General features: G+C 60.0%; 24 protein-coding genes. 12 read left to right on the top strand and 12 right to left on the bottom strand.

Features of this window, described 5'->3' with window-relative positions:
* Positions 1-67: 67 nt before the first annotated feature.
* A complete protein-coding gene (locus ACGHU1_RS10210; RefSeq protein WP_390586498.1) occupies positions 68-1,741 on the top strand; it encodes an ATP-binding protein in 1,674 nt (557 codons plus the stop codon).
* Between the two features lie 8 nt (positions 1,742-1,749).
* Here the strand turns inward: ACGHU1_RS10210 and ACGHU1_RS10205 are convergent, their stop codons facing one another.
* The 4 genes from ACGHU1_RS10205 to ACGHU1_RS10190 form a co-directional block, all read right to left on the bottom strand.
* Entirely contained in the window at positions 1,750-2,484 is a 735-nt protein-coding gene (locus tag ACGHU1_RS10205) for a 7-carboxy-7-deazaguanine synthase QueE (RefSeq protein WP_390586495.1), read from the bottom strand.
* A 337-nt stretch (positions 2,485-2,821) separates the two neighbouring features.
* Positions 2,822-3,655 carry a hypothetical protein gene (locus tag ACGHU1_RS10200; protein WP_390586493.1) on the bottom strand — a complete coding sequence of 278 codons (834 nt, stop codon included), beginning with the start codon at positions 3,653-3,655 and terminating at the stop codon, positions 2,822-2,824.
* 237 nt (positions 3,656-3,892) lie between these two features.
* Positions 3,893-5,140: a hypothetical protein gene (locus ACGHU1_RS10195; protein ID WP_390586490.1), complete on the bottom strand. Its 1,248-nt coding sequence runs from the start codon at positions 5,138-5,140 to the stop codon at positions 3,893-3,895.
* Between the two features lie 100 nt (positions 5,141-5,240).
* A complete protein-coding gene (locus ACGHU1_RS10190) occupies positions 5,241-8,000 on the bottom strand; it encodes a valine--tRNA ligase (RefSeq protein ID WP_390586487.1) in 2,760 nt (919 codons plus the stop codon).
* Positions 8,001-8,158: 158 nt separating this feature from the next.
* Between ACGHU1_RS10190 and ACGHU1_RS10185 the strand changes: the two genes are divergently transcribed.
* The 4 genes from ACGHU1_RS10185 to ACGHU1_RS10170 are packed head-to-tail and all read left to right on the top strand — an operon-like array spanning position 8,159 to position 11,725.
* A complete protein-coding gene (locus ACGHU1_RS10185) occupies positions 8,159-9,271 on the top strand; it encodes an MlaE family ABC transporter permease (protein WP_390586484.1) in 1,113 nt (370 codons plus the stop codon).
* Positions 9,272-9,274: 3 nt separating this feature from the next.
* A complete protein-coding gene (locus tag ACGHU1_RS10180; RefSeq protein WP_390586481.1) occupies positions 9,275-10,081 on the top strand; it encodes an ABC transporter ATP-binding protein in 807 nt (268 codons plus the stop codon).
* Positions 10,082-10,136: 55 nt separating this feature from the next.
* Complete coding sequence (locus tag ACGHU1_RS10175) at positions 10,137-11,084, top strand: MlaD family protein (protein ID WP_390586480.1); 948 nt, start codon at positions 10,137-10,139, stop codon at positions 11,082-11,084.
* Between the two features lie 14 nt (positions 11,085-11,098).
* Positions 11,099-11,725 (top strand): ABC-type transport auxiliary lipoprotein family protein, encoded by a 627-nt coding sequence (locus tag ACGHU1_RS10170; protein WP_390586477.1) that lies wholly within the window; start codon positions 11,099-11,101, stop codon positions 11,723-11,725.
* 1 nt (position 11,726) lies between these two features.
* Here the strand turns inward: ACGHU1_RS10170 and ACGHU1_RS10165 are convergent, their stop codons facing one another.
* From ACGHU1_RS10165 to crcB, 5 genes are read right to left on the bottom strand one after another with little or no spacing between them, the layout of a single operon-like run.
* A complete protein-coding gene (locus ACGHU1_RS10165) occupies positions 11,727-12,440 on the bottom strand; it encodes an ATP12 family chaperone protein (protein ID WP_390586475.1) in 714 nt (237 codons plus the stop codon).
* Entirely contained in the window at positions 12,437-12,676 is a 240-nt protein-coding gene (locus ACGHU1_RS10160; protein ID WP_390586473.1) for a hypothetical protein, read from the bottom strand. Before ACGHU1_RS10160 ends, ACGHU1_RS10165 begins: the two co-directional genes overlap by 4 nt.
* Complete coding sequence (locus ACGHU1_RS10155) at positions 12,673-13,338, bottom strand: HAD-IA family hydrolase (protein ID WP_390586471.1); 666 nt, start codon at positions 13,336-13,338, stop codon at positions 12,673-12,675. Before ACGHU1_RS10155 ends, ACGHU1_RS10160 begins: the two co-directional genes overlap by 4 nt.
* Positions 13,339-13,340: 2 nt before the next feature.
* Complete coding sequence (locus ACGHU1_RS10150) at positions 13,341-14,576, bottom strand: RluA family pseudouridine synthase (RefSeq protein ID WP_390586470.1); 1,236 nt, start codon at positions 14,574-14,576, stop codon at positions 13,341-13,343.
* Entirely contained in the window at positions 14,573-14,980 is a 408-nt protein-coding gene (crcB, locus tag ACGHU1_RS10145; protein ID WP_390586468.1) for a fluoride efflux transporter CrcB, read from the bottom strand. The genes ACGHU1_RS10150 and crcB overlap by 4 nt, the downstream gene beginning before the upstream one ends.
* A gap of 268 nt (positions 14,981-15,248) precedes the next feature.
* On the opposite strand from crcB, the gene rpsU reads away from it, so the two are divergent.
* From rpsU to ACGHU1_RS10120, 5 genes are all read left to right on the top strand, one after another.
* On the top strand, positions 15,249-15,455 hold the full coding sequence (gene rpsU / locus ACGHU1_RS10140) for a 30S ribosomal protein S21 (RefSeq protein WP_006834591.1): 207 nt from the start codon (positions 15,249-15,251) through the stop codon (positions 15,453-15,455).
* 153 nt (positions 15,456-15,608) lie between these two features.
* Positions 15,609-16,199, top strand: a complete 591-nt coding sequence (locus tag ACGHU1_RS10135) for an FKBP-type peptidyl-prolyl cis-trans isomerase (protein ID WP_390586466.1) — start codon at positions 15,609-15,611, stop codon at positions 16,197-16,199.
* Between the two features lie 21 nt (positions 16,200-16,220).
* A complete protein-coding gene (gene gatC, locus ACGHU1_RS10130; RefSeq protein ID WP_390586465.1) occupies positions 16,221-16,523 on the top strand; it encodes an Asp-tRNA(Asn)/Glu-tRNA(Gln) amidotransferase subunit GatC in 303 nt (100 codons plus the stop codon).
* Position 16,524: 1 nt separating this feature from the next.
* On the top strand, positions 16,525-18,006 hold the full coding sequence (gene gatA / locus ACGHU1_RS10125) for an Asp-tRNA(Asn)/Glu-tRNA(Gln) amidotransferase subunit GatA (RefSeq protein ID WP_390586462.1): 1,482 nt from the start codon (positions 16,525-16,527) through the stop codon (positions 18,004-18,006).
* A complete protein-coding gene (locus ACGHU1_RS10120) occupies positions 18,007-18,225 on the top strand; it encodes a hypothetical protein (RefSeq protein ID WP_390586460.1) in 219 nt (72 codons plus the stop codon).
* A gap of 33 nt (positions 18,226-18,258) precedes the next feature.
* On the opposite strand, the gene ACGHU1_RS10115 is transcribed toward ACGHU1_RS10120, so the two are convergent.
* Positions 18,259-19,119 (bottom strand): FkbM family methyltransferase, encoded by an 861-nt coding sequence (locus ACGHU1_RS10115; RefSeq protein ID WP_390586457.1) that lies wholly within the window; start codon positions 19,117-19,119, stop codon positions 18,259-18,261.
* Between the two features lie 104 nt (positions 19,120-19,223).
* Between ACGHU1_RS10115 and gatB the strand changes: the two genes are divergently transcribed.
* Complete coding sequence (gene gatB / locus ACGHU1_RS10110) at positions 19,224-20,723, top strand: Asp-tRNA(Asn)/Glu-tRNA(Gln) amidotransferase subunit GatB (protein WP_390586455.1); 1,500 nt, start codon at positions 19,224-19,226, stop codon at positions 20,721-20,723.
* 4 nt (positions 20,724-20,727) lie between these two features.
* Complete coding sequence (locus ACGHU1_RS10105; protein ID WP_390586453.1) at positions 20,728-21,717, top strand: esterase-like activity of phytase family protein; 990 nt, start codon at positions 20,728-20,730, stop codon at positions 21,715-21,717.
* A 69-nt stretch (positions 21,718-21,786) separates the two neighbouring features.
* Here the strand turns inward: ACGHU1_RS10105 and ACGHU1_RS10100 are convergent, their stop codons facing one another.
* Positions 21,787-22,089 carry a hypothetical protein gene (locus ACGHU1_RS10100; RefSeq protein ID WP_390586451.1) on the bottom strand — a complete coding sequence of 101 codons (303 nt, stop codon included), beginning with the start codon at positions 22,087-22,089 and terminating at the stop codon, positions 21,787-21,789.
* Between the two features lie 232 nt (positions 22,090-22,321).
* Positions 22,322-25,174, bottom strand: a complete 2,853-nt coding sequence (locus tag ACGHU1_RS10095; protein WP_390586449.1) for a M16 family metallopeptidase — start codon at positions 25,172-25,174, stop codon at positions 22,322-22,324.
* Positions 25,175-25,189: the final 15 nt, after the last annotated feature.

The raw sequence follows: 25,189 nt of genomic DNA, 5'->3' as shown, positions 1-25,189 counted from the left end.
TGGCGTCTCATACGGGCGCTGCCGGGCGGTGCCTGAACCACATTACCGATTGGGTAAGGGACCGGAAATGAACGACATGTCCAACCAGAATTTCGCTGAAACCTCCGGCGAACAGGCACATGCGCCTGTGCAGGAAGGCGATAATTCGCGCACTCCGATTGGCATTGTGCTCGAAATTTCCGGTGCCGGTTCGCAGATTGCTCTCGACCTGCAGCGCCTGAATGAATGTATGGATGATGACGATCCCTCGATCATGCTTGCCGGACAGGTCGGCAGCCAGATCAAAATTCGCGTCGGTGATGCCTGGCTGCTCGCCAGCGTCCGTGACCAGCGCAAGGATCGCCGCAGCGAAAGCGGCATCATCGCGCATATCGACTTTCTTGGCGAAGGCGGCGAGGAAAAGCTCACCGGCCGTATCAACGGGTTCAAACGCGGTGTTACCCGCTATCCCGTGCCCGGCGCGATGGTCTATCCCGCCAGCACCGAAGATCTCGAACAAATCTACGCCAGCGATGGCCGCGCCAACATCACGATCGGCCGCGTTTTTCCGACCCGCGATATTCGCGCCGGATTGTATATCGACGCGATGCTGGGCAAACACTTTGCGCTGCTCGGATCGACCGGTACAGGTAAATCCACCAGCGCCGCGCTGATCCTCCACAAGATTTGCGAGGCCGCGCCCAACGGCCACATCGTCATGATCGATCCGCACGGCGAATATTCTGCGGCGTTCCGCCAGAGCGGCCAGATACTCGACGTGTCGAACCTGCAAATGCCGTACTGGCTGATGAATTTCGAAGAGCATTGCGAGGTGCTCCTCACCAGCGACGGCAACGAATTGCAGACCGACATGGACATTCTGGCCAAGTGCCTGCTCGCCGCGCGATCCAAGAACCGGCTGGCGGAAACGATGGGCAAGATCACGGTGGATTCGCCGATTCCATACCTGCTGTCCGATCTTTCCAACATCATTCAGGATGAGATGGGCAAGCTCGACAAGGCAACCTCTTCCGCGCCGTATATGCGGATCAAGGGTAAGCTGGATGAGCTGAAAGCCGATCCGCGCTACCAGTTTATGTTCTCCGGTATGCTGGTGGGCGACACGATGGCCGACTTTATCGGCAAGGTTTTCCGGATGCCTGGCAATGGTAAGCCTATCTCCATCATCGACGTTTCCGGCGTTCCTTCCGACATCACCTCCACCGTGGTCGCGGTGCTTAGCCGCCTTGTCTTCGACTTTGCGATCTGGGGCCGCGAGGAACGCCAGCGTCCGATCCTGCTCGTTTGCGAGGAAGCGCACCGCTATGTTCCGAACGAGAAAAACTCGGACGGTTCCTCGGTCGCGAAAATCCTCAGCCGGATCGCCAAAGAGGGCCGTAAATACGGTATCTCGCTTGGCCTCATCACGCAGCGTCCATCCGATCTTGCCGAAGGCGTGCTGTCACAGTGCGGCACCATTATCTCGATGCGTCTCAACAATGACCGCGACCAGGCGTTTGTGAAGGCTGCCATGCCCGAAGGTGCGCGCGGTTTCCTCGATTCCATTCCCGCGCTGCGCAACCGCGAATGCATCATTTGCGGCGAGGGTGTCGCTATCCCCATCCGCGTCAGTTTCGACACGCTTGAGGAACACAAACGCCCCGCCTCCGAAGACCCCAGCTTCGTCGATCTGTGGAGCACCGGCGGCGGCGAGGAAGAGATTGTCGAACGCGTCGTCCTGCGCTGGCGCTCGCAGGGGTAAGCATCGCGTCACGTGCCGCGCGTATCGCCGTATAGGTGGATGTGCATCCGGTCGCTCATGCGAAATCCGTGCTTCAGGCAAAGCGGGGCGAGCCATTGCTCGCGCTGTCTTAACGTCTCGCTATCGGTGCCTTCAGGCATGAGGAAAACATGACCCGGTTTGAACCGGTATTTGCGCTGCAATCCTAGCACTTCGTCGACGTCTTCCGGTGCGGCGATCACGAACTTGAAAAATGCGCGCGGGTCGCTGGCGTAAAAATCCAGCCGCTCCGGGATCAGCGCAAGATCGGCGGCATTGCCGCTATGGCTGAGTTTCGGGCTGACATTGTATTGATCGACGCGAATATCGACGTGACTTGGCGCTTTGGTGGTGCCGTTGGTTTCAATCTCGATTTCCATGTCGGGCAGATGCGCCAGCATATCCGCCAGCGCTCCGCCCTGCATCAGCGGCTCGCCGCCGGTTATGACCAGCCGCTTTTGCCCCAAAGCCGCAATCCGATCAGCGGCATCTTTTGGATCGAGCGAGACCTGATTGGCCTTGCGGTCGAAGGTCACGCCGCCGCGATGCTCGCGCTCATCACCCTCGAAATGCCACGTATAGGCCGTGTCGCACCACGTGCAGGCAAGGTTGCAGCGCGACAGCCGCACGAAAGCCACCGGCACGCCCGCGCTTGGCCCTTCGCCCTGTAAAGAGGCGAATATTTCCGGCCCGCCAGTGTCATCGGCGGCGAGGATTAGAGCCATCGCGAATTCCTATTGCCCGAAACACATGACACATTGTCCAACATGTCACCCGTGTCATACACACTCAAACCCGCAGCAATCAGCCATTCCGCACCTGTAGGACACGGATGACAACTCTCCAACTTCGGCGACATTTCAGCGGCGTAAATCATCCACCCGCGTTACAGCGATTGGCCCGCGTAGGAAAGGTGGGGGCGGAGTGATGACGGCGGATCGGCGGGTGTATAGCGGACTGTCCGCTCACGACCCAGAAGTGGGCATTTCATTTCCGGAAAGAAGTGCTCGAAAGCGGTCAGAAAGCGGCGCTAGCCGAACTGAGAATAGATTGACGCCAAATCTAACTTGCAATTGACCTTTCAATGGCGCTTCGAACATCGTTACATTCAGTGTTGTCAACTGGAGCAATAGAAGCGAGCTCCAAATCCTCGATTGAAAGCGCCGCAAAGCAAGCAGCTTTCCTGCGAACCTCTTCCCAATCGTCAATCCGGTCTGGATGAAAAGTTACCCTTAGTCGTGCTCCAGTCGTACCTCGGTATGGTTTGTTTTTCCCAAGGTACAGCGGCGAATGACCTGCAAATTCCTGTGGTACAACCAAGTCTGCGGTACATTTCCAATCGGAGGCGCAATCGACAATTACGGGGTTTCCGTCAAGATCACCTTTGGAAGGTTGATTGAAGAAGTACTGCATGGTGCTGCGCCCTCCAGGAAACCTCTCACTTGTGATAATCACATGGTCATCTGTCTCGGTGATCTCTCCATCCCAAATGTTAGTGATGCGCTCTGGTGTGAAATATGAAGATGGCTCATATCCTCCGAGCTGGATAAGAACTTCGTCGGGTTTCGCCTCCTCTCGAGTTCCCCAACCAAAACTTCTGTCCGGAGGCAATGCAGTCAAACGGTCGAGATCAAAACCAAGATAGGCAACGTCATAGATTTCCTTAGCCCAGGGCTGATAGTTTCTCGTTATCCTTGAAAGGTACGAGGTGGGCAGTGAGGCGTTCATTTCAGTCGGCCTAAGCGTAGTCTCGAAATATCGACCCGGTGCCTGTTCGTGCCAGCGGATTGGTGGGATCGTTATGTTTTCCTGCCAAGCTTCGCGGTAGAAGAAATCAGTCGGATCACTTGGAGGTTCCGGTGAGGCAGGTTGTCCACCGCATGCTGCGAGTGTCATCAGGACAATGCTAACGAGCGGCTTACAGTTCATAAGTCTTCGATAGCAAAAGGTGATTAACGAATGTCCCTCGTACTCGTGAGCGGACGTTCCGCTCCCACCCCCAGTTCCGGTCATAAAAACACGCCCGCCGTATCCTGAAAGCTGTCGGACCGCTTCACTAGGCTTTCAACCGATAACGGATCGCCGGTTTGCGACCCAATAGCGGACGCGCTCCAAAGCCTGACCGATCCGTTTCTATCCTGCTTTTAGCGTAAAGAACATTGCCGCCATTGCAAACATTACGACGATCCCTGTCAGGCTGAGCATCCTGACGCCGGTGCTTGGGCGGTGCTCTTCGGACATGGCGCAACGGGTAATAACGAGATGATTGAGTAGGGCGATGACCGGCCCGACCACGAAATAAATCGAAGTGACCAAATCGATAAACGCGCTGAAGCTTTCCATCATCAGCGCAAGGATGGTCAGGCTTAGGGCGGCCAGCAGCACCAGAAAAAATGCATATCCGCTCTGGCTCGCGCGGCCGCCAATATTGCCGCGATATTCTTCGTAAACCGCGCCAAATCCGCGCGCCGCACCATCGAATGAGGCGATCATAGTTGTCGCCATGACGCATAGGGCCGCAATCGCTGCAAGATAGGCAGGGATCGTGCCAAGCGTTTCGCGGTAAAGGCCGATTATCTGTGATGCGAGATCGGCGGCGCCGCTTTGCGGAGCGACCCCTCCTGCGTGCATTACCCCTGCCCCCATCACGCAAAAGCACAGCGCGAGGAAGCCGGTTAGCATGTAGGCGGCGAGAAAGCCTTTGCGCATGTCAGTCATGGACAGCCGCTCGCCTTCGATTTCATTCTCCTGCGCTTTGAGCGTCCAGAGTGAAATCTGAACCGATTGGCCAACAGGGCTGGGCATGAACCCGGCCAAGGCGATGACGAACAGCAGGGCCACCGGATCAAAGCTCCAATCGAAACTTGCCGCGCTTTGCCATTCCACCCGCGGTAGCGCCAACGCCGCAGCCGTGATGGTTGCGACCGTCAGGAACGCGATCAGGATTTTGTTGAGGCCATCCAGCCAACTGAAACCGCCCAGCAGCAAGAGCATCAAAGTTGCCCCTACCGCCAACGCAGCCAGGACAAGGATCGGAAGATCAACGCCCGTGATTGCGGCCAGTATTGCCGCCGTAGTCACGGTCACTGCCGCCAGCCCTATTGGTGCAATCGTCAGCGATGTGGCTGCATAAAGCGGCACAGCCCAAGAACCCAGTTCGCGGTAACCGCCGATGATCGTCTTTCGGGTAGCGTGAGCGTAATCCATGCCAAACCGGAAGGCTGGATATTTGAGTACGTTGATCAGGATAATGACCACGACCAGAGCCAGCCCGAACATGGCGCCTGCGCGGGTCGATTGGACCAGATGCGATACGCCGATTGCGGAACCTGAAAAAATGAGTCCAGGAGCCGCAGCCCGCTGCCATGCGCGAAAATCCATCAGCCCCCCAAAAACCTGATACTGCCGCGCCCCATCGGCAGCTTACACGCAACACCATCCTGCACAACAGCGCATGACATTCAGGTGTGGAGGTTGCGACCTACCCAAGCCGTGCCAGCGCGCCTTCCAGCCGTTCCACTTCTGCTGAATGGTGGGCGAAGTCGGCTTTGGCTTTCTCCACCGCTTCGGGTTTTGCGCGGTCGACGAAATTGGCGTTACCCAGCCGGCCTTCGAGGCTCTTTGCCTCTTTCTGCGAGGCGGTGAGAGCTTTTTCCAGCCGCGCTTTTTCCTCGGCGATGTCGATGATCCCTTCCAGCGGGATGATGAACACGTCGCTGCCGCCGCCAGCCTGCGCGGTGACTTGCATGGCGGGGCCGGAGGGCGCTTCGGACAGCGTCACAGGCGTCAGGCGCGCCAAGCGCTCGATCGCGGCGCTGCTGCGCTCTACCGTGCTGGCCGCCAGCGGGGAGGCATCGGGCAGGAACGCTGCCAGTTTGGCGCCGGGCGGAATGCCAAGCTCGTTTTTGGCGCTGCGGACATTGGTGGTGAGGTCGATCACCCAGTCAATCGCGTCGGTCGCATCCTTGGAAACCTCGGCGCGCGGATCGGGCCATTTTGCGGTGATGAGATCGTAGGGGCGTTTACCCTGCGAATGCCACAGCTCTTCGGTGATAAACGGCATGAACGGGTGCAGCATGACGAGGATCTGGTCGAGCGCCCATCCGGCCACTTCGCGTGTTTCGACCGCAGGCGGGCTGTCCGCATCGGCCGCAAACAGCGGCTTGATCAGCTCAAGATACCAGTCGCAAAACTTGCTCCACGTAAACTGGTAGATGGCGTTTGCCGCCGCATCGAAGCGCAGATCGGCCATTGCTGCGTCCAGTTCATCGCGGACCTGCTGGACCTCGCCAATGATCCACTGGTTCGCTGCGAGGCGCGCGGTCGGAGCCTTTAGCGTGGTGGATGCGCCGATGCCGTTTGACTGGCAGAAACGGGTCGCGTTCCAGAGTTTCGTGGCAAAGTTGCGGTATCCCTCGACCCGCTTTTCATCCATCTTGATGTCGCGGCCCTGGCTTTCCATCGCCGCCATGAAGAACCGCAGCGCATCCGCGCCGTACTGGTCGATCAGGCCCAGCGGATCGACGACATTGCCCTTCGACTTGGACATTTTCGCGCCGTCGGCTGCGCGCACGAGGCCGTGCAGATAGAGCTTTGGCCACGGAGCCTCGCCCATATTGTACTGCCCCATCATCATCATCCGCGCATCCCAGAAAAACAGGATGTCAAAGCCGCTAATAAGCAGGTTGTTGGGGAAGTGTTTCTTGACGAGATCGGTGTCGTCCGGCCAGCCGAGCGTGGCGAACGGCCACAGTGCGGAGGAGAACCACGTGTCGAGGACGTCGGGATCTTGCGTCAGGGCAACGCCTGCACCGGCCTGCTGCTGCGCCGCTTCGAGGCTTTCCGCCACAAAGACACTGCCGTCATCTGCGAACCACGCAGGAATGCGGTGCCCCCACCACAACTGGCGGGAGACGCACCATGGCTGGATGTTCTCCATCCAGTTGAAGAACGTTTTTTCCCACGTCTTGGGGACGATTTCAATGGTGCCGTCTTTCACCTGCTTGATTGGTTTGGCGGCGAGTTTTTCGGCGTCGACATACCATTGATCGGTCAGCCACGGCTCGATCACCACGCCGCCGCGGTCGCCGAACGGCGTTGCGATCTGGCGTGGTTCCGCGTCGTGTTCGACTTCCTCGCCCTTTTTCGTCTTGGCGATGTGCGGGATGAGGTAGCAATCGGCTTTCAAGCGCGCGACGACTGCCTCGCGCGCGCCGTCTACCCCGTCCCGCTTGAAACGGTGCAGGCCGATAAATTCATCCGGGATCAGCTCGTCTGCGACCTGGCAAACATTCGCGTCGCCATCGAACATGTTGAGCATCGCGGCGGGCGCAAAGCCAGCGCGCTTACCCACCTCGAAATCGTTGAAATCGTGCCCCGGCGTGATCTTAACAGCGCCGCTGCCCAGTTCCGGGTCGGCGTGTTCATCGGCGACGATAGGGATGCGGCGGCCCGTGATCGGCAGCACGACATGTTTACCGACGACGCTGGCATAGCGTTCATCACTGGGGTGCACGGCGACCGCCATATCGGCGAGCATCGTTTCGGGCCGGGTCGTCGCGACCTCGATGTAATCCTGCCCGGATGCAAGCGTCACGCCGTCTTCGAGCGGGTATTTGAAGTGCCAGAAATTGCCCGCAATCGTCTGCTGTTCGACTTCAAGGTCCGAAATTGCGGTCTTCAGCTTCGGATCCCAGTTTACCAGCCGCTTGTCGCGGTAGATCAAAGGTGCGGGATTCCCTTCCTCATCTTTGTTATTATACAGGTCGACGAACGTCTTCAGCACTGCCTTGGTAAAGTGCGGGTCCATCGTAAACTGTTCACGGGACCAGTCCATCGAACAGCCAAGACGGCGCAGCTGGTTGGTGATCGTCCCGCCGCTCTCCGCTTTCCAATCCCAGACTTTCTCGACAAATTCCTCACGCGTGTAGTTCGTCCGTTTGTCCTGTTTTGCCTCCATCTGGCGTTCGACCACCATCTGCGTCGCGATGCCCGCGTGGTCGGTGCCGACGACCCACAGCGCATCCTTGCCGCGCATGCGTTCATACCGGATCACGATGTCCTGCAACGTGTTGTCGAGCGCGTGGCCGATATGCAGGCTGCCGGTGACGTTGGGCGGCGGGTTCACGATGGTGAAGGGTTCCGCATCCTGGCGTTCGGGGCGAAAACCGCCGGTTTCTTCCCAATGTTTGTACCAGCGCGCCTCGATATCGGCGGGGTTGAATGTGGTGTCGAGGGTCATGATCTGGTGCCGTTTCTGATTGCTTTGGGCGCGGGCAGCTCGGCCCGCCCGTGTGAAAAGCCCAATGCCAGCCGCGATTGTGCCGTGCAACAATTCTCGCGCGGTAACTGGCAATACGCGCTTGTGATGCGCACGAATTGCTCTCATAGATCGGCGCGATGAATGGGGCCGCGCAATATACGCTGGATGAAACCGCCGATGGAGGCGCGCAGCTGGCGCTTTCCGGGCCGTTTCTGATCTCGTCCGTCGGCGCGGTTGACCACGAACTGTTTCGCATCAGCGGGCCGATCCGCGAAATCGAAGTGTCGGGTATCGACGATATCGACACGACCGGCGCGTACGTGATTGTCCGCCTTGCCTCCGATCACGATGCGCGCATCACAGGGGCCAGCAATTCGTTGCAGCGCGTGCTCGATGCGATTGACCGGTCCGGCAATGATGTCGACATCGGGCCCGACCGCCCGCCGGTATGGAAGCGCGTGCCCATCGAAATGGGCGAGAAAGTGTATGCCGCCCGCTCCGGCGTTTACGGCGTGGTCGGGTTCTTTGGCCTCATAATGCTCGGCATGGGAAACCTGATGCGCCGTCCGCGCAGTTTCCCGATGAAGGCGCTGGTGCACCAGATGGAGCTGGTGGGCGTTGCGGCGCTGCCGATCATCGGGCTGATGAGTTTTCTGATTGGGGTCGTCATCGCCCAGCAGGGCGCAGTGCAGCTTGAACAATTCGGTGCGGAGGCGCTGACGGTGAACCTCGTCGGCAGGCTGACCCTGCGCGAACTGGGCGTGCTGATGACCGCGATCATGGTCGCTGGCCGATCCGGCAGCGCGTTTGCAGCGCAAATCGGGACGATGAAACTGACCGAGGAAGTCGATGCGATGCGCACCATCGGCATCTCCCCGATAGAGGTGCTGGTGATCCCGCGCATCCTCGCCTGCACATTCATGATGGTACTGCTGGGCTTTTACGCATCGATGGTTGCCATCGTCGGCGGCGCTGTGGTGGGGCAATTGGCGCTTGGCATTCCGTTTTTCACATTTCTGGAACGGATACAGGAGGTCGTACCGACCTATGATCTTTGGGTTGGCCTGATCAAGGCGCCGGTTTTCGGCCTGATCGTCGCGCTGGCGGGCTGTTATCACGGGATGCAGGTCAAGGGGAATTCGGAGGAAGTGGGCAGGCGCACCACTATGGCCGTCGTTTCCGCCATTTTTGCCGTCATCGTGCTCGATGCGTTTTTCGCGGTGTTCTTCACCGAAATCGGGTGGGGATAGGCGATGCTGGACAGAGATACATCCGACCAGGCGCAGCCGCCCATCGTGGTAGAGGGGATCGTCAACCGGTTCGGCGATTTCACCGTGCATGACGGGCTGGACCTGACTGTGCAGCCGGGAGAGATCCTGGGCGTTGTCGGCGGATCGGGCACCGGCAAATCGGTGCTGATGCGATCCATCATCGGCCTTCAGCAACCAAATGCGGGCAAGGTGCACGTGCTGGGCCGCGACATTACCGAAGCGGACCCCGATGAAAATATCGGCGTGCGCTGTCAGTGGGGCGTGCTGTTTCAGGGCGGGGCGCTGTTTTCGACGCTGACCGTGGGCGAAAATGTCGAAGTGCCGATCAAGCAGTTTTTTCCCGACATCGACCCCAGCCTGCGCCGCGATATCGCCCGCTACAAGGTCAAGCTGTCGGGTCTGCCAGAGGATGCGATTTCCAAATACCCGTCGGAATTGTCGGGCGGGATGAAGAAACGCGCCGGGCTTGCGCGGGCATTGGCGCTCGATCCAAAGCTGCTGTTCCTTGATGAACCCACTGCCGGTCTCGACCCTATCGGTGCATCGAAATTCGACCGCCTGACCAAGGAGTTGCAGGAAACACTGGGCCTCACGGTGTTCCTGATCACCCACGATCTCGACACGCTTTACGAAATTTGCGACCGGGTTGCCGTGATCGCCGATCGCAAGGTGATCGCGGTGGGAACGATCCCTGAATTGAGGGAGACGAAACATCCTTGGATCGAGGAGTATTTTGGCGGTCCGCGCGGCCGCGCTGCACACTCTGCGCATATGCGCGAAAAGGGGTAGGGCGATGGACAAGTCGATGGACATCCACTCCCAAGTGCGGCCATAGGAGAAGCCAATGGAAACACGGGCAAATCATCTTTGGGTCGGTGCTGTCACGCTGCTGCTGATGGCGGCCCTGGCGGCGTTCATCATCTGGATTGCCCGGCTGGGGCAGGGCCAGCAGAACGAATACGACATATTCTATTCGCAGTCGGTTTCCGGCCTCGCGAGCGGCAGTCAGGTGTCCTATGCCGGGGTTCCGGTCGGGCAGGTGACACAGATCGCGCTGTCGGATGAAGACCCGGAATTCGTGCGCGTGCGCGTGAAAGTGAAAGAGGAGGTTCCGATCCTCGTCGGGACCACCGCGACCATTCAGGCAAGTTTCACCGGCGTTTCAACAATTCTGCTGGATGGTGCGCGCAAGGATGCGCCCGCGATCACCTGCGAGACAACCGCCTGTCCCGAAGGGCGCCCGGTCATCCCGCCCAAGGATGGCGGCATCAATGCGCTCCTGAACAATGCGCCGTTGCTGCTTGAGCGATTGGCGACGCTGACCGAAAATCTCAATATCCTGCTCGGTCCGGAAAATCAGGAACAGCTCACCGCCATCCTGCGCAACTCCAATCGCCTTACAGAGGAGCTGGCGCAGGCCGCGCCCCGATTGGAAGGCACTTTCACCGAACTGGAATTCGCACTGAAAGAGGCGGGTGAGGCGCTGGATGCGTTTGAGAAAGCCACCGAGACAACCGACCAGCTGCTGAATGAAGAAGGTCCGGCACTGGCGCAGGAACTGCGCGGCACTTTGGCCTCCGCCAATCAGGCTGCGGCGGCTTTGGCGGCGACGCTGGAAGACACACGGCCTGCCGCGCGGCAATTGCGCGAATCCACGCTGCCCGCGGCAGAGGCGACGTTGCAGGATCTGCGCGTAACCAGCCGCAGCCTGCGGTCGCTGACAGAGAAGCTGGACAATCAGGGCGCAGGCGCGCTGCTGCAAGGGCAGTCGCTACCGGATTATGAGCCATGAGGGGAACTGGACCGATGAATTCACCGCGCCGCTTTTCAGCGTCTGCCGTCAAAGCGTCCCTGATCGCCGCCGCTGCGCTGGGCCTGTCCGGCTGTATCAGCCTGGGGTCGGAGCCGCCCGAAAGCCTGCTGACATTAAGCCCGCAAACCAGCGCGCAGGCCGGTTCTGGCGCGCAGGCGAGTGTTTCGAATTCGTCGCAGTCAATCGCGATCCTGCCGCTCGAAACCCCGGCAAAGCTGGATGTGCAGCGCGTCCCGGTCAGCGTTTCCGCGACCGAGATCGCCTATCTTCAGGAAGCGTTCTGGGTTGAAAAGCCTGCGCGGCTGTTCCGCCGCCTGCTGGGCGAGACACTGCGAGCGCGCGGCAACACTCTGGTGCTCGACAATGATGATACGCCGCTTTTGGCAGCGCAAAGCGTGCGCGGCACCCTGATGGAAATGGGATATGATGCGGACAGTTCTTCGGTCATCGTACGGTTCGACGCGATCCGCACGCAGGCAGACGGCACGGTCATGTCGCGCCGGTTCGAAGCGCGCGAAACCGGGATTTTGCCAGAGGTTGGCTCTGTCGGCCCGGCGCTGAACAATGCGGCGAACACCGTCGCAGGCGAAGTTGCCGACTGGGTTTCCGCCGGATCGTGATTTAATCCGTCAGCCCATCAGCCGCTGCGCGCACGAATCTCCACGCCCCCAGAAAATCCGCCTGTCGCCGCGCCCTGTGCTCCTCGGCCTCTCCGTCGCGGCCCCATAGATCGGCCTGCCATTCTTCCTCGAGACTGGCCGCGCGCCATAGCTGCGTGGCTTCTTCGGCGTCGGAGACGCGGGCGGCGGACAGCGCAATGGTCAGCGATGCGGCGAGCGATGTCATGGCTTCGATCCCGGCAAGCTCGAATGCGCTGGCCGAACTCAGCGTGCCGCGCAGTTTTTCCAGCGCGGTTTCGCTTTGCGGGCGATGCATGACGCCGCTGATGCGGGTCAGCGCGATCTCTTCGCGGGCTTCGAATGCGGTGACAATCGGCTCCCACACCTCGACCTGGCGGGCGTAGAGATGTTCGTCGGGATCGGCGCGGTACAGCAGCGTGTCAGTGTCTCCGTACGCAACCAGTCTGCCGGCCAGTGCAGCGATATCCTTGCCAACGATGTCGATTGCGTAATCGGTCATATCGCGCAAGGGGAACAGCTGCGGGTCCAGTTCCTCGCCCTGAATATCCCATTCCTGCGCGAGCATCCGGGCAAGCGGCCGTGTCGGCACGATTTGCGGTGATCCTTTCACCGATTTCAGCCCGCGCCCATCCAGCGTGACTTGCCAGCCCCCGTCAACCTGACAGAGATCCACCGCATCATAAAAACGCTTCAATTCGTATCGCCCCCACCTTGCGATTTCCATTTGCGTGCCAGCAGCGTCGGGCCAAAGTAAAACGCCAGCAAACCGGCGACGGCCAAAACTACACCTACGGCATATGGTGCATCAATGACCGCGCGGGCGATGGCAATTCCGATAATTACCGCAGCAATTGAGCCGATGCGCACGCCGTTCATGATCCAGTACCGTTTCGCCGCAAGCGTTTCGGCGGCGCCGGGTTGCTTGCTCATTCGGGCGTCTCCAGCATCGCTCTCAGGTCTGCGACCGTATCGGCGACCTGCGCCGCGCCGGTTGCGATCAGTTCTTCGGGCGGGTGATAGCCCCATGCCACGCCGAGCGTGCGCACGTTCGCAGCGCGGCCCATCTGCATGTCGAAACTGGTGTCTCCGATCATAACTGCCTGCGCTGGCTGCGCGCCTGCCTCGAACAGGGCGGCTTCCAGCATGGCGGGATGCGGTTTCGACGGGTGGCGGTCTGCCGTCTGCAGGGATACGAACAGGTCGGTCAGCCCGTGCCCAGCTAGGCACGCGGTCAGTCCGCGATCCGATTTGCCCGTGGCGACTGCCAACGCCCAGCCATCTGCGTGCAGGGCGCGAAGCAGGTCGGCGATGCCATCGTATAACGGTTCATCAAGCAGACCTTCGTCGCGGCGTGCGCGAAAGCTGGATTTGTAAAACTCGGTGACCTCGCCCGCTTCCTCATCGGAAAGCTGCGGGGCGAGGCCGCGTATGGCAACCCCCAGGCTCAATCCAACGGCGCGGCGGACCTCGTTTTCATCGGGCGGTGTGTGGCCTGCGCGGGTAAAGGCCTGCTCCATCGCCCAGCACACATCGGCCTGCCCGTCGACCAGCGTCCCGTCGCAGTCGAAAACGGCAAGGCGCGTGCTGCTCACGATCACTTCTTTCGGCGGTCAGGGCGAGGCTTACCCTTGCCCTTGGTCTTGTTGCGGGCGGCGGCTTTCGCTTTGGCTTTCTTCTTTGTGGTTTCCGCCGAGATTGTGCGGGTCTTGCGTTCTCCGCGGCGGTCCTTGCGGTATTGTTTTGCATGGCGGCGCGCGGCCTGCTTTTTCTCTGCCGGAGTGCGCTCTGGCGCTTCGTCGCGGATGGGGGAGGCGTCGGACAGGTTCTCGTCAAAGCCCAGCGCCTCCATGCTGGCGGCGAAATGGTCCGGCAAGTCGGCAGTCACGTCCAGCTTTCCGCCGCCGGTCGCCGCGCCCGGCGCATCATTGTTGGGCTGGGAGATGATCAGGCGGCGCGCGTGCAGGTGCATCTTGCGGCTGATCGCGCCGGTTAGAAACGCGTCCTGCCCGCCATATTTGCCGTCGCCCACAATCGGGTGGCCGATCGCCGCCATGTGGACGCGCAGCTGGTGGGTGCGGCCCGTCAGCGGTTCCAGCTCCACCCATGCGGCGCGCGTGCCTGCGCGTTCGATCACGCGGTAGCGCGTTTTTGCGATCTGGCCGTTTTCCTCATCCACGTGCATTTTCTCGCCGCCGGTGCCCGGCTGTTTGGCGAGCGGCGCGTCGATGGTCCCTTCGCGCACATCGGGAATGCCGACGATCAGCGCCCAGTAAACCTTGCGCGCGCTGCGCCCTGAAAACCGGCGCGAATACGATGCCGCGCTGCCCGGAGTGCGCGCGATCAGCAGCACGCCCGACGTATCCTTGTCCAGCCGGTGGACAAGGCGCGGGCGGGGTGTGTCTTCATCTTCGACAAACGCATCGAGCAGCCCGTCGACATGTTTCGTCGTCTTGCTGCCGCCCTGTGTGGCGAGGCCGGGCGGTTTGTTGAGCACGATGGCGCTGGGCGTTTCGCGGATCACCATCGCGCGCGCTTCGGCGATGTCTTCCTCGGTCAGTTCGCGCTTGGGCTTTGGCCCCTTGTGCTTGGCCTCTCCGCCGGGCGGGACACGCAGGGTCTGCCCCGCCTCCAGCCGGTCTTCGGGTTTGGCGCGTTTGCCATCGACGCGGACCTGCCCCGTGCGCGCCCAGCGCGACACCGTGGCAAAGCCGATCTGCGGCAGATTGCGTTTGAACCAGCGGTCCAGCCGGATGCCGTCATCGTCCTGCGTGACGGTAAACTGGCGAACCTGCGCGGCGGGCGCCGATGGCGGTGCGGGTTTATCGGTCATGCGGCATCTCCCATAAGGATCAGGCCCAGATACAGCGCGATAATCCCGGCGATAACCGATGCCCCGGCATAAACGCACGCCAGCGCAACATCGCCGCGCTGGATCAGCAGAACGATCTCCAGACTGAATGCGCTGAAGGTCGTGAACCCGCCCAGCAATCCAACGCCCAGCAGCAGGCGCATGGTTTCGGTCCCGCCGCCTTGCCGTGCGAGCCAACCGAACAGGATGCCCATGGCAAGGCTGCCGATCACGTTTACCGAAAGGATCGCCCACGGAAACCCGCGCTCCGCGCTGCCGAGGGATGCCAGCGCCCCGCCGATTTGGTATCGCATGGCAGAGCCTGCCGCGCCGCCAACAGCGACAAGCGCGGTTGCAGCCAAGGGAGAGAGGGTGGCAGTTGTCATTCGCAGCCCTTTAACGAGCGAGGCCGCCTCTGCATAGCGTATCTGGGCGTATCTGGGTGCATCTGGGGCGCTCATGGCGTGAATTTGGCTCTTTCGGCCCGCTATGACCTTGCCATTTCGCGCCGATAGGGTTAAGCGGGCCTCAGTTTGAACGCATTCTTTGCCTGAAAAGGCGCAGAATCGCGTCGTTTTCAGCGTCAGATTTACGCGTAGGCCCCGCGATTCGACAGCGGGCCGCCGCGCTTTTGGAATGAGGTAGTAGTCGTTTATGCAAATCATGGTTCGCGATAACAACGTCGATCAGGCACTCCGCGCGCTCAAGAAGAAGCTGCAGCGCGAAGGTGTGTATCGCGAAATGAAGCTGCGTCGTCACTATGAAAAGCCCAGCGAAAAGCGCGCCCGTGAAAAGGCAGCAGCCGTACGCCGCGCCCGCAAGCTTGAGCGTAAGCGTATGGAGCGTGACGGCATCAAGTAAATGATGCTTTTCAGGCGCAAATACGCTTGAACACACACCATTGATAAGCCATCAGGGCGCGGCACAAGTTCCGCGCCCTTTTGCTATGCGAATTCCGCGCCGAATTTCTAAGCACGTTCCGCGAAACGCCGCGCATCCGTTCAGGGAAACAAAATGACCGAAATTACCCGCGTTCCTATCAAGCCTGTCTCGGAAGGCTCGCTGACCAAGCTGTGGCTTGGCATTGCGATTGCCATCCTGCTGGGCGCTGGCCTTGCCTGGGCGGCGATGCCATCCGGCCCGCGCGGGCTGGAGGTTGAAACCCTGGTTGAGGGTGAGGGGCCGATGGTCCAGGTCGGCGATGTGGCATTCGTCCGGTATAAAGGCAAAATCGCAGACACCGGCGAAGTGTTCGACGAATCGCGCGACATCCCGCTGCCCGTGCAGGGTCTTTTCCCAGAAGGCACGCCGTTCCCCGTGGACGAAGGCGCCACGATCGACGGGTTTTTCAACGGCCTGCAGCAAATGCAAAAGGGCGGCGAGTACGAGCTGTATATCCCGTCCGATCAGGCATACGGATCGGAGCCGCCCCCCGGTGCGCCGATCCCGCCGGATGCAGACCTGATCTTTGAAATCGAAGTGGTCGATTTCATGAGCAAGGACACGTTCGACCGGAACCTGCAAATCCTCCAGCAGCAGATGCAGCAGGGCATGGGCGCGCCGCCGCCTGCGCAGGATGCGCCCGGCGCAGCGCCCGGCAATTAATCTCGATTATCGGAAGCATATATGTCCGTAGACAAACAGACCGTCGCCAAGATTGCCGGGCTCGCCCGGATCAAGATGGGCGACGATGAACTCGAAACGATGGTGCCAGAGCTTAACAACATCCTCGAATGGGTGGAGCAGCTGGGCGAGGTCAACGTTGACGGTATCGAGCCGATGAGCGCGGTGATCCCGAACACTTTGCGCCTGCGCGATGATGTGATCGATGCCGATCCGAAAACAGCAGGCGGCCGCCGCGAGGATGTGCTCGCCAATGCGCCCGCCGCCGAACACGGGTTTTTCGGCGTTCCGAAGGTGATCGAATAATATGACCGACCTTACACAGCACGGCGTGAAAGCCATTCGTGACGGTGTGCGCGGCGGCGATTTTACTGCCCGCGAAGTCGCCACCAGCTTTAACGAAGCCGTGGCCGCGGCGGCTGACCTCAACGCGTTTATCGTGACCACACCGGATCATGCGCTGGCTGCGGCCGACGCTGCCGATAAAGCGCGCGCCGATGGCAAAGATATGGGGCCGATGGCCGGTGTGCCGATTGGTATGAAGGACCTGTTCGCCACGCACGGCGTGCAGACTACCGCCGCATCCCACATCCTCGAAGGCTTCATTCCGCAATACGAAAGCACCGTCTCGCAAAACCTGTGGGATGCAGGGGCGGGGATGCTGGGCAAGCTGAACCTTGATCAGTTCGCGATGGGAAGCTCGAACGAGACGAGCTATTTCGGCAACGTCTCTTCTCCGTGGCAGAAGGCCGGTTCAAATGCCGCCATGTCACCGGGCGGTTCATCGGGTGGTTCATCCAGCGCCGTCGCCGCGCGCATAGCGCCTGCTGCGACCGGAACCGATACCGGCGGTTCGATCCGCCAGCCCGCCGCCTTTACCGGCATTTGCGGGATCAAGCCGACCTATGGCCGCTGTTCGCGCTGGGGCGTGGTGGCATTTGCCTCCTCGCTCGATCAGGCTGGCCCGATGGCGCGTTCGGTTGAGGATTGCGCAATCATGCTGGGCGCGATGGCGGGCTTTGACCCGAAGGATGCGACCAGCCTCAAAATGGACGTGCCCGATTGGGAAAGCGCGCTGAACGCGGACCTGAAAGGCAAAAAGGTCGGCATTCCCAAAGAATACCGGATGGAGGGCACCGATCAGGCGATCCTCGATAGCTGGGAACAGGGCAAGGCGTGGCTGAAAGATGCAGGCGCGCAGATCGTCGATATCTCGCTCCCGCATACGAAATACGCGCTGCCCGCCTATTACATCATCGCTCCGGCAGAGGCGTCTTCCAACCTCGCGCGCTATGACGGGGTGCGATACGGCCTGCGCGATCTGCCCGAAGGCGCCGGCTTGCAGGACATGTATGCCGAAACCCGCGCCGCCGGTTTCGGTGACGAGGTAAAGCGCCGCGTGCTGATCGGCACATATGTGCTGAGCGCGGGCTTTTACGATGCCTATTACAATCAGGCGCAGAAGGTGCGGACGCTGGTCGCGCGCGATTTTGAGCAGGCGTGGGACCAGTGCGACATCATCCTCGCGCCGACCACACCGACCGCGTCATTCCCGCTCGGCAGCCTGAACGATGATCCGCTGACGATGTATCTGAACGATGTGTTCGCCGTGCCCGCTTCGCTCGCCGGATTGCCCGCGATGAGCGTACCCGCTGGCCTCAATCCCGATGGCCTGCCGCTGGGTCTGCAATTGGTCGGCAAACCGTTCGACGAACAGACCGTGCTCGATGCAGGTCTCGCGATCCAGCAGCGCAGCGGTTTCGATCATGCGCCGGAGAAGTGGTGGTAGATGGTTTTCACCGTTGTCTTTGCGACCATATTCCTCGTCGCCTTTGCGGTGATCGCTGGGGTTGTGATGTACCTATCCAAGACAATCGATCACGGAGAGGCGCGCTTTGACAGTAAAGGCAAGGTTATGAATGACGAACCTGCTGATATTGGCCCCGCGCGTCCTGCCCAACGATTGGCAGACCCCGGTGAAGCAGAGCGACGCGATAGCGAGGACTGATTACGCTTTCGCGGGCCTTTTTGAGATGCCCGATTATCGCGGTGCAAACATATTAAGCAACCTGTCGTCGCGCACAGCAATCATGTTGCCCATCCGATAGTGATCGTCTTCATAGCCATAGTCTTTGAATTCAACATGTGTGGGATAAAGACGGCCGAGCCGGTAGCCCGCTTCTGTCAGCAGACGACTGCAATTTTCGAGCGTTTCGTTCGCTGGTAGCCACGTCTCACCGTATTCAAATTGGATCATCGCTGGCGCATTGCCGCTAGTCAGCAATTGCTTTCCCCCGCGCAGAACTGAAAGATCATGACCTTCAGTGTCTATCTTCAACAAGACAGGTGGAGCCAACCCACGTGCAATCACTGCATCAATCGTCTTGACCGAGCATTCGACGGTCTTGATATCCGTACCGAATTCATCGGTGGCGCGGTAATTGATTGAACTGGTAGAATGATATTTGACGTTATAAGATACATCTACAGTGCATTCATGGTCTGAAAGACCGAAACGGTGCAACGCGACGTTTGGGTTGCTGCTGAATTGTTTTTCGAACGTGTCTGCGATCGTCGGCACTATTTCGAACGAATGGATCTTTGCTTCTGGGAAGAAACCGACTGCTTCTGTGGCCCAGCCCCCGTCATTCGCGCCAACGTCCCAAATTACCCCTACGTTGTTTCCCGCCCATTCGGCGAAGGTGCGTAATGCAAAGGATTCGCCGTTTTCAGCGAATTCATAGAACCCTTCATTGTAATAGGCCCGCAAGTATTTGGTCGAAATATCAGCCAACAACCGAAATGGCCTGCTGCGCCGGCGGGTGCGGATTGTCTGACGCGCAGATGCAGCCCAGCCAGATGACAAACGCCAAGACTTCGAACTGTTTGATTTTTCTGCCATATTTTATCTTACAGCACCGATCATAATGAACGTAGTACACGAAACATATGCGGTCTGTGCAAACACCCTTTCGTACCGTGCAAATCGCACTATAGACTGAGGTCATGAGCAATTACAAAATTCAGGGACAGACTGGCGATTGGGAGGTCGTAATCGGCCTGGAGGTCCACGCGCAGGTCACTTCCAATTCCAAACTGTTCTCCGGCGCCTCGACCACGTTCGGTGCGGAGCCGAATTCGCAGGTCAGCCTAGTCGATGCAGCGATGCCTGGAATGCTGCCTGTGCCCAATGCTGAATGCATCCGTCAGGCGGTGCGCACCGGCATGGCGATTGAGGCGGAAATCCACAAATGGAGCCGGTTCGACCGCAAGAATTATTTCTATGCCGACCTGCCGCAGGGATACCAGATCAGCCAGCTGTACCACCCCATCGTGGGTGAAGGGCAACTGCTGATTGAGGCGGATGAAAAGGGCGGCATACCCGAGGACAAGATCATCGGGATTGAACGCATCCACGTAGAGCAGGACGCGGGCAAGCTGATGCACGATCAGCATCCGACCATGTCCTATGTCGATCTCAACCGCAGCGGCGTTGCGCTGATGGAAATCGTGTCGAAACCGGACATGACCTCTCCGGCAGAGGCGGGGGCGTATGTGCGCAAATTGCGCAGCATCCTGCGCTATGTCGGATCGTGCGATGGCAATATGGAAGAAGGCTCCATGCGCGCCGATGTGAACGTGTCCGTTCGCAAGGTCGGTGACCCGGAGCTTGGCACGCGCACGGAAACGAAAAACGTGAACTCCGTTCGGTTCGTCATGCAGGTCATCGAATATGAGGCTGGCCGTCAGGTCGATGTGCTGGAAAGCGGCAGCAGCGTCGATCAGGAAACGCGGCTGTTCGACGTTGCGACCGGCACGACCCGTACGATGCGCTCCAAAGAGGACGCGCACGATTACCGGTATTTCCCGGACCCCGATCTGCTGCCGGTTGTGCTGGAGGAGGACTTCCTCGCCGATTGCCGCGCTAGCTTGCCCGAATTGCCCGATGCGAAACGCACGCGCTACACCGATGAGCTGGGCCTGACGCCGTATAACGCCCGCGAACTAACCGCAGAGGTTGAAACCTTTGGCAGGTTTGAAACCCTGCTGGCGGCCACCGCTGAAAAGATCGGTAAGCCAGAGGCAAAGGTTGCAACGCCGGTTGCCAACTGGGCGCTTTCGGTCGCGCCGGGCGTGATGAAGGCGCTGGGTGATGAAGGCGATGCCGCCCACGCCACAGCCGCGCGGCAGGCAAGCATCCTTGCGATGCAGGACAAAGGCGAGATTTCCGGCGGTCAGGCCAAGGAAATCTTCGAAATCGTCCTCAAAACAGGCCGCGAACCCGATGAAATCGCCGACAGCGAAGGCCTGAAACAGGTCAGCGACACCGGCGCGATCGAAGCGGCGATTGATGAAATCCTCGCGAACAATCAGGACAAGGTCGAACAGTATAAGGGCGGCAAGGACAAGCTGTTCGGCTTCTTCGTTGGCCAGACGATGAAAGCGATGCAGGGCAAGGCGAACCCGGCGGTGGTGAACCAGATACTCAAAGACAAACTGGGGTAATCCGGTGGCGGCGCGGACACGCTTCGCGCTGTTTGCAGCGGTAATTGCCTTTGCCATGATGGCAGCGGCTTATGTCTATTTGCACCGTCCGTTTGCGGTGAACTCGCCTGTTCTGTCTGCAGTGGCCCTATCCGAAACCGATCCTGCGCTGGAGCGCGTGGGCGATCTCATTTATCGCGGCGGCATTGATATTCCGCGCATGGATCGAAATATCGGCGGGCTGTCGGCGCTGCGCTGGGACGCGAAAAGCGGCCGATTGTTAGCGTTGACCGACGATGCGCGCTGGGTCTGGATCGTGCCGGACGAACCGGACGGAGAGCTCTCTGGCCTCGAGAACATTGATACCGGCGAATTGCTTGGCCCCGATGGCGCCACATTGATTGGAAAAGAGCAGGGCGACAGCGAAAGCGTCACCCGCAGTGCAGAGGGCGGCTGGCTGATCGGGTTTGAGCGCGATCACCGCATCTGGCGATATCCCTCACTCACCGGCCCGCCGGCACCACCAGCGCCGATGGCCGTTCAGCCGGAAACCGTACTCGGACCGCTTGAAAACAACAGCGGTGTCGAGGCCTTGGCCGGGGACGAAAACTCGCTGTTCCTGTGCGCTGAGCAGGTTTCACTGGGCGGTGAGCCAAACTGCGCTGCGATGTCGGAGCGCGGTGTGTTCGAGCGGCAAACGCATCAGGCGCCTGAGCCGTTGCTTGGGTATGGAGCAGCGCCAACAGACGCGGATATGGCCGCAGATGGGACGCTCTACATTCTGTTCCGCAGCTATTCCAAACTGCGTGGCAATGACGCGGCGATCATCGCAATCGATCCCAACGGTGCGCGGCGCGATCTGGCGGTTCTGGCCAGCCCGCTGACGGTCGACAATTTCGAAGGGATCGCCGTGCGCGAGGACGACGGGCGGTCATTCCTCTACATTGTCAGCGACGATAACTTTTCCGCCGATCAGCGCACGCTGCTGATGAAATTCGAAATCAGCCGCGACTGAACGGCGCGCATGCAAAAGGCCGCCAGAGCGCGAACTCCAGCGGCCTCTGCAATTTTTGAAAAAGCGCGCTTAGGCGGTTTTCGTACCGGTCAGCGGCATTGCGCCGAATGCGCCTGCGTTGACGTTGCCAGCCAGCGTGTCGCCTTCGACTGTGGCTTCGCAATCGAGCGTCATCGGCATCGGCACGGTCATGTTCATTTTCCATGTCATGGTGTTGCCGTCGATCTTGCCGTCTTCGACATCCATCGAACCCATTCCGCCGGCCATGTTGCCGGAGAATGTGCCGTCGCCGTTATCGACTACGGTGAAAGTGCCGCTCTGGTCGCCCATCGGGCTTTTGACTGTGGTATCGTAAGAACCTGAAAGTGACATCGTGTTTCTCCTTTGTATCGGGAGCAACAGCGTTGCCCCATTATCGTTCTCGAGCGCCGTCAGCTTGAAAAGCCGCTGACCTCTTGAGCCGTTGTTTACACGTGTGTCAGTGCCTTTCAACCTCAATCACACCGCTGGTCCCGGCCCGAAATAGCAAGGGCGAGAGCCGCCTGTGCGTGCTCTCGCCCTGCCATTTTACCGAAGGCTGCGGTGCCCCCAGAAAGCCGTAGCGTCAGTCTTCGCTGGGCAGCTCGCGAACTTCCAGCGGAAGGCCGAGGGTTTCCAGCTGCGACTGGACCTGGCTGGCATCGCCAACCACGACCCAGACAAAATTATCGACATTCAGCGCCGCACGGGCTGCCGCGTCGAGGCCTTCTGCGGTCTGGCTTTCGTATTGTTCGACCAGCTGCTCGTAATAATCGTCAGCGCGGCCATACAGGGCATTGCTTTGCAGTGCACTTAGGACGGCTGGCGAGGTTTCGAACCGGCCCGGCAGCTCGCCGATTTCCGAAGCGACATTGCGCTCCAGCTCTTCGGCGGTGACGCCGCTGGTGGTCAGGAATTCACGCGTTTCGCGAATCATCTCGGCGACGGAATCGCCAGTCCGGTCCGCCTGCACGCCGCCTGAGATGTTGTAGACGACCGCGTTTTCACGCGCCTGAGGCCCGCCGCGAACGCCGTAGCTCCACCCCTTGGTCTCCCGCAGGTTCATGTTAAGCCGTGCGAGAAAATTTCCGCCGAGCGAATTGTTCGCATTGGTGAAATCGATGAACGCCGGATCGCGCGCATCAAGCGGTGTGAGCTGCGCGCCCAGAATAAAGCTTTGCGGGCTGTTCGGGCGGTCGATCAGGATGATCCTGCCGCCTGCTGCGGGCGCACCGTCGAGCGAAAAGCTCTTGGCGCCCTTTGCCGTGGCGGGCGCTTCCCAATCGCCGAACACGCCGTTCAGCGCGGTGACGATTTCTCCGATGGGACGGTCCGAAATGACGAAAACTTCGCCATTGTCCGGGCGGATCCACGTGTCCTTGAAATTGACGAGGTCATCGCGCGTGATCGAACTGACACTCGCCACGGAATTGCTGCCGCCATACGGGTTGCTGGCGCCGAAAACTTCCGGTCCGATCGCGCGGAATGCGAGCGCGCCAGGCGATTTCAGCTGCTGTTTGATCCCCGTGATCGTCTGCGTGCGCACACGCTCCAGATCGTTTTCATTGAACGCGGGGTTGCGCATGATGTCGCTCATCAGTTCAAGCGACGGGGTGAGATTGGCCGACAGCGCGGACAGGGTGAAAGTCGAACGGTCGCTGCCGCCTCCCGTGCCGATGGTCAGGCCCAGACGCTCGCGCTCTTCGGCGATTTCCTGGCTCGACATATCGGCGGTGCCTTCGTCGAACAGCGCCATGGTGAGGTCTTCGAGACCGCGCTTGGCAACCGGATCGGCAGCCGAGCCTGCGTTGAATGACATGGTGACATAGGTCGCCGGGACAGCATCGCGCTGCGCATATGTCAGCTGCATTCCGTTGGCGAGCACCGCGCGCTCGACATCGGGGAAGTCCAGCGTCGCAATCGTATCAATCGGCGGAGCGGGACGTTCCACTGATACGGTGACCGTATTGTCGGCTGGCGCTGCTTCTGCTTCGTCGGTTTCGACAGAGGCCGCTTCTTCGTAATCGGCATCGCGCTCACCCGGCTCCAGCACCAGCGTAAAGCTTGGGCGGGTCAGCCAGTTCTGCATTGCTGCTGTCACATCGGCGGGCGTCAGGGTGGCGAGGACATCGAAGTTCTTTTTGTAGTTGGCCGGATCACCGGCGAGCACTTCGCCCCGGGCCAGCGTCACTGCCTTGCCGCCAAATCCGCCAACCTGTTCCAAACCGCGGATCGTGCCTGCCAGACGGCTGGTCGCCGCGCGGCGCACTTCATCTTCGGTTGGCCCCTCGGCGATATATTCCGCGATCAGTTCATCAAGGCGCGCCTCCAGCGTGGCAAGCTCAACGCCCGGTTTCAGCGTCGCGCTGACCGTCAGGATACCGACGCGTTGGAAATCGAAATTGCCTGCCGAAACGCCCACGGCGAGCTGTTCGTCACGGACCAGGATTTCATCGAGACGGCTTGAGGCAAGGCCGCCAAACACGCTCGTTCCAATGTTGAGAGCTGTCAACTCATCGCTCGTAATGCCGGGCGCAGGCCAGTATTTGGTAATCGTGGTGGCCGCGACCTGATCTTTCATGACGCTGCGAATATCTTCAGGCAGCACAGGGATTTCGGCCTGCGCTGGATTGTTTACCGGACCGCGCGCGATAGGGCCAAAATACCGCTCCATCAGCGGGCGGGCTTCGGCCGCTGAGATGTCTCCGGCCAAAACGACTGTCGCGTTGTTTGGGCCGTATTTGTCGCGGAACCAGTTGCGAACGTCTTCCATCGATGCGCTGTCGAGGTCGGCCATTGAGCCGATCACAGAGTGGCCGTAAGGGTGGCCCTCAGGAAACATCTTGTCGAGGATTTCGTAAAAGACGAGGCCGCCGGGCTGGTTATCACCCTGACGTTTTTCGTTCTGGACAACGCCGCGCTGGTTATCGAGCTTTTCCTGCGTCACCGCCCCCAGCAAATAGCCCATGCGGTCGCTTTCCAGCCACAGCGCACGTTCGAGCGCCGGGGTGGGGACAGTCTGGAAATAATTGGTGCGGTCGAAATTGGTCGTGCCGTTGTAATCGGTCGCGCCCATTTCCTGCAGATACTGGAAGTAATCGGCTGGCGCGTTTTCGCTGCCGTTGAACATCAGGTGTTCGAACAGGTGGGCAAAGCCGGTCTTGCCATCAGGCTCATCCTTGGAGCCGACATTGTACCACACGGCCAGCCCGACAACGGGCGCCTTGCGGTCTTCGTGAACGATCACGGTGAGGCCGTTTTCCAGCTCGAATTCTTCGTAAGGGATGCCGACCTGTGCGACCAGATCGGTCAGATCGCCTGCCGCTGCGGTTTCAGCAGTGGCGTGATTGCCATGCCCATCGGCAAAGGCGGGGGCGGCAGGCGCTGCGATCGCGATGGCGATGGCGGCCAGACTGGACGTTGCGAGGCGTATATTCATGAATTTGCTCCGGTT

This window comes from Erythrobacter sp. MTPC3 (assembly GCF_042854385.1).
Taxonomy (GTDB): domain Bacteria; phylum Pseudomonadota; class Alphaproteobacteria; order Sphingomonadales; family Sphingomonadaceae; genus Erythrobacter.
This window is presented reverse-complemented; position numbering and strand designations above follow the sequence as displayed.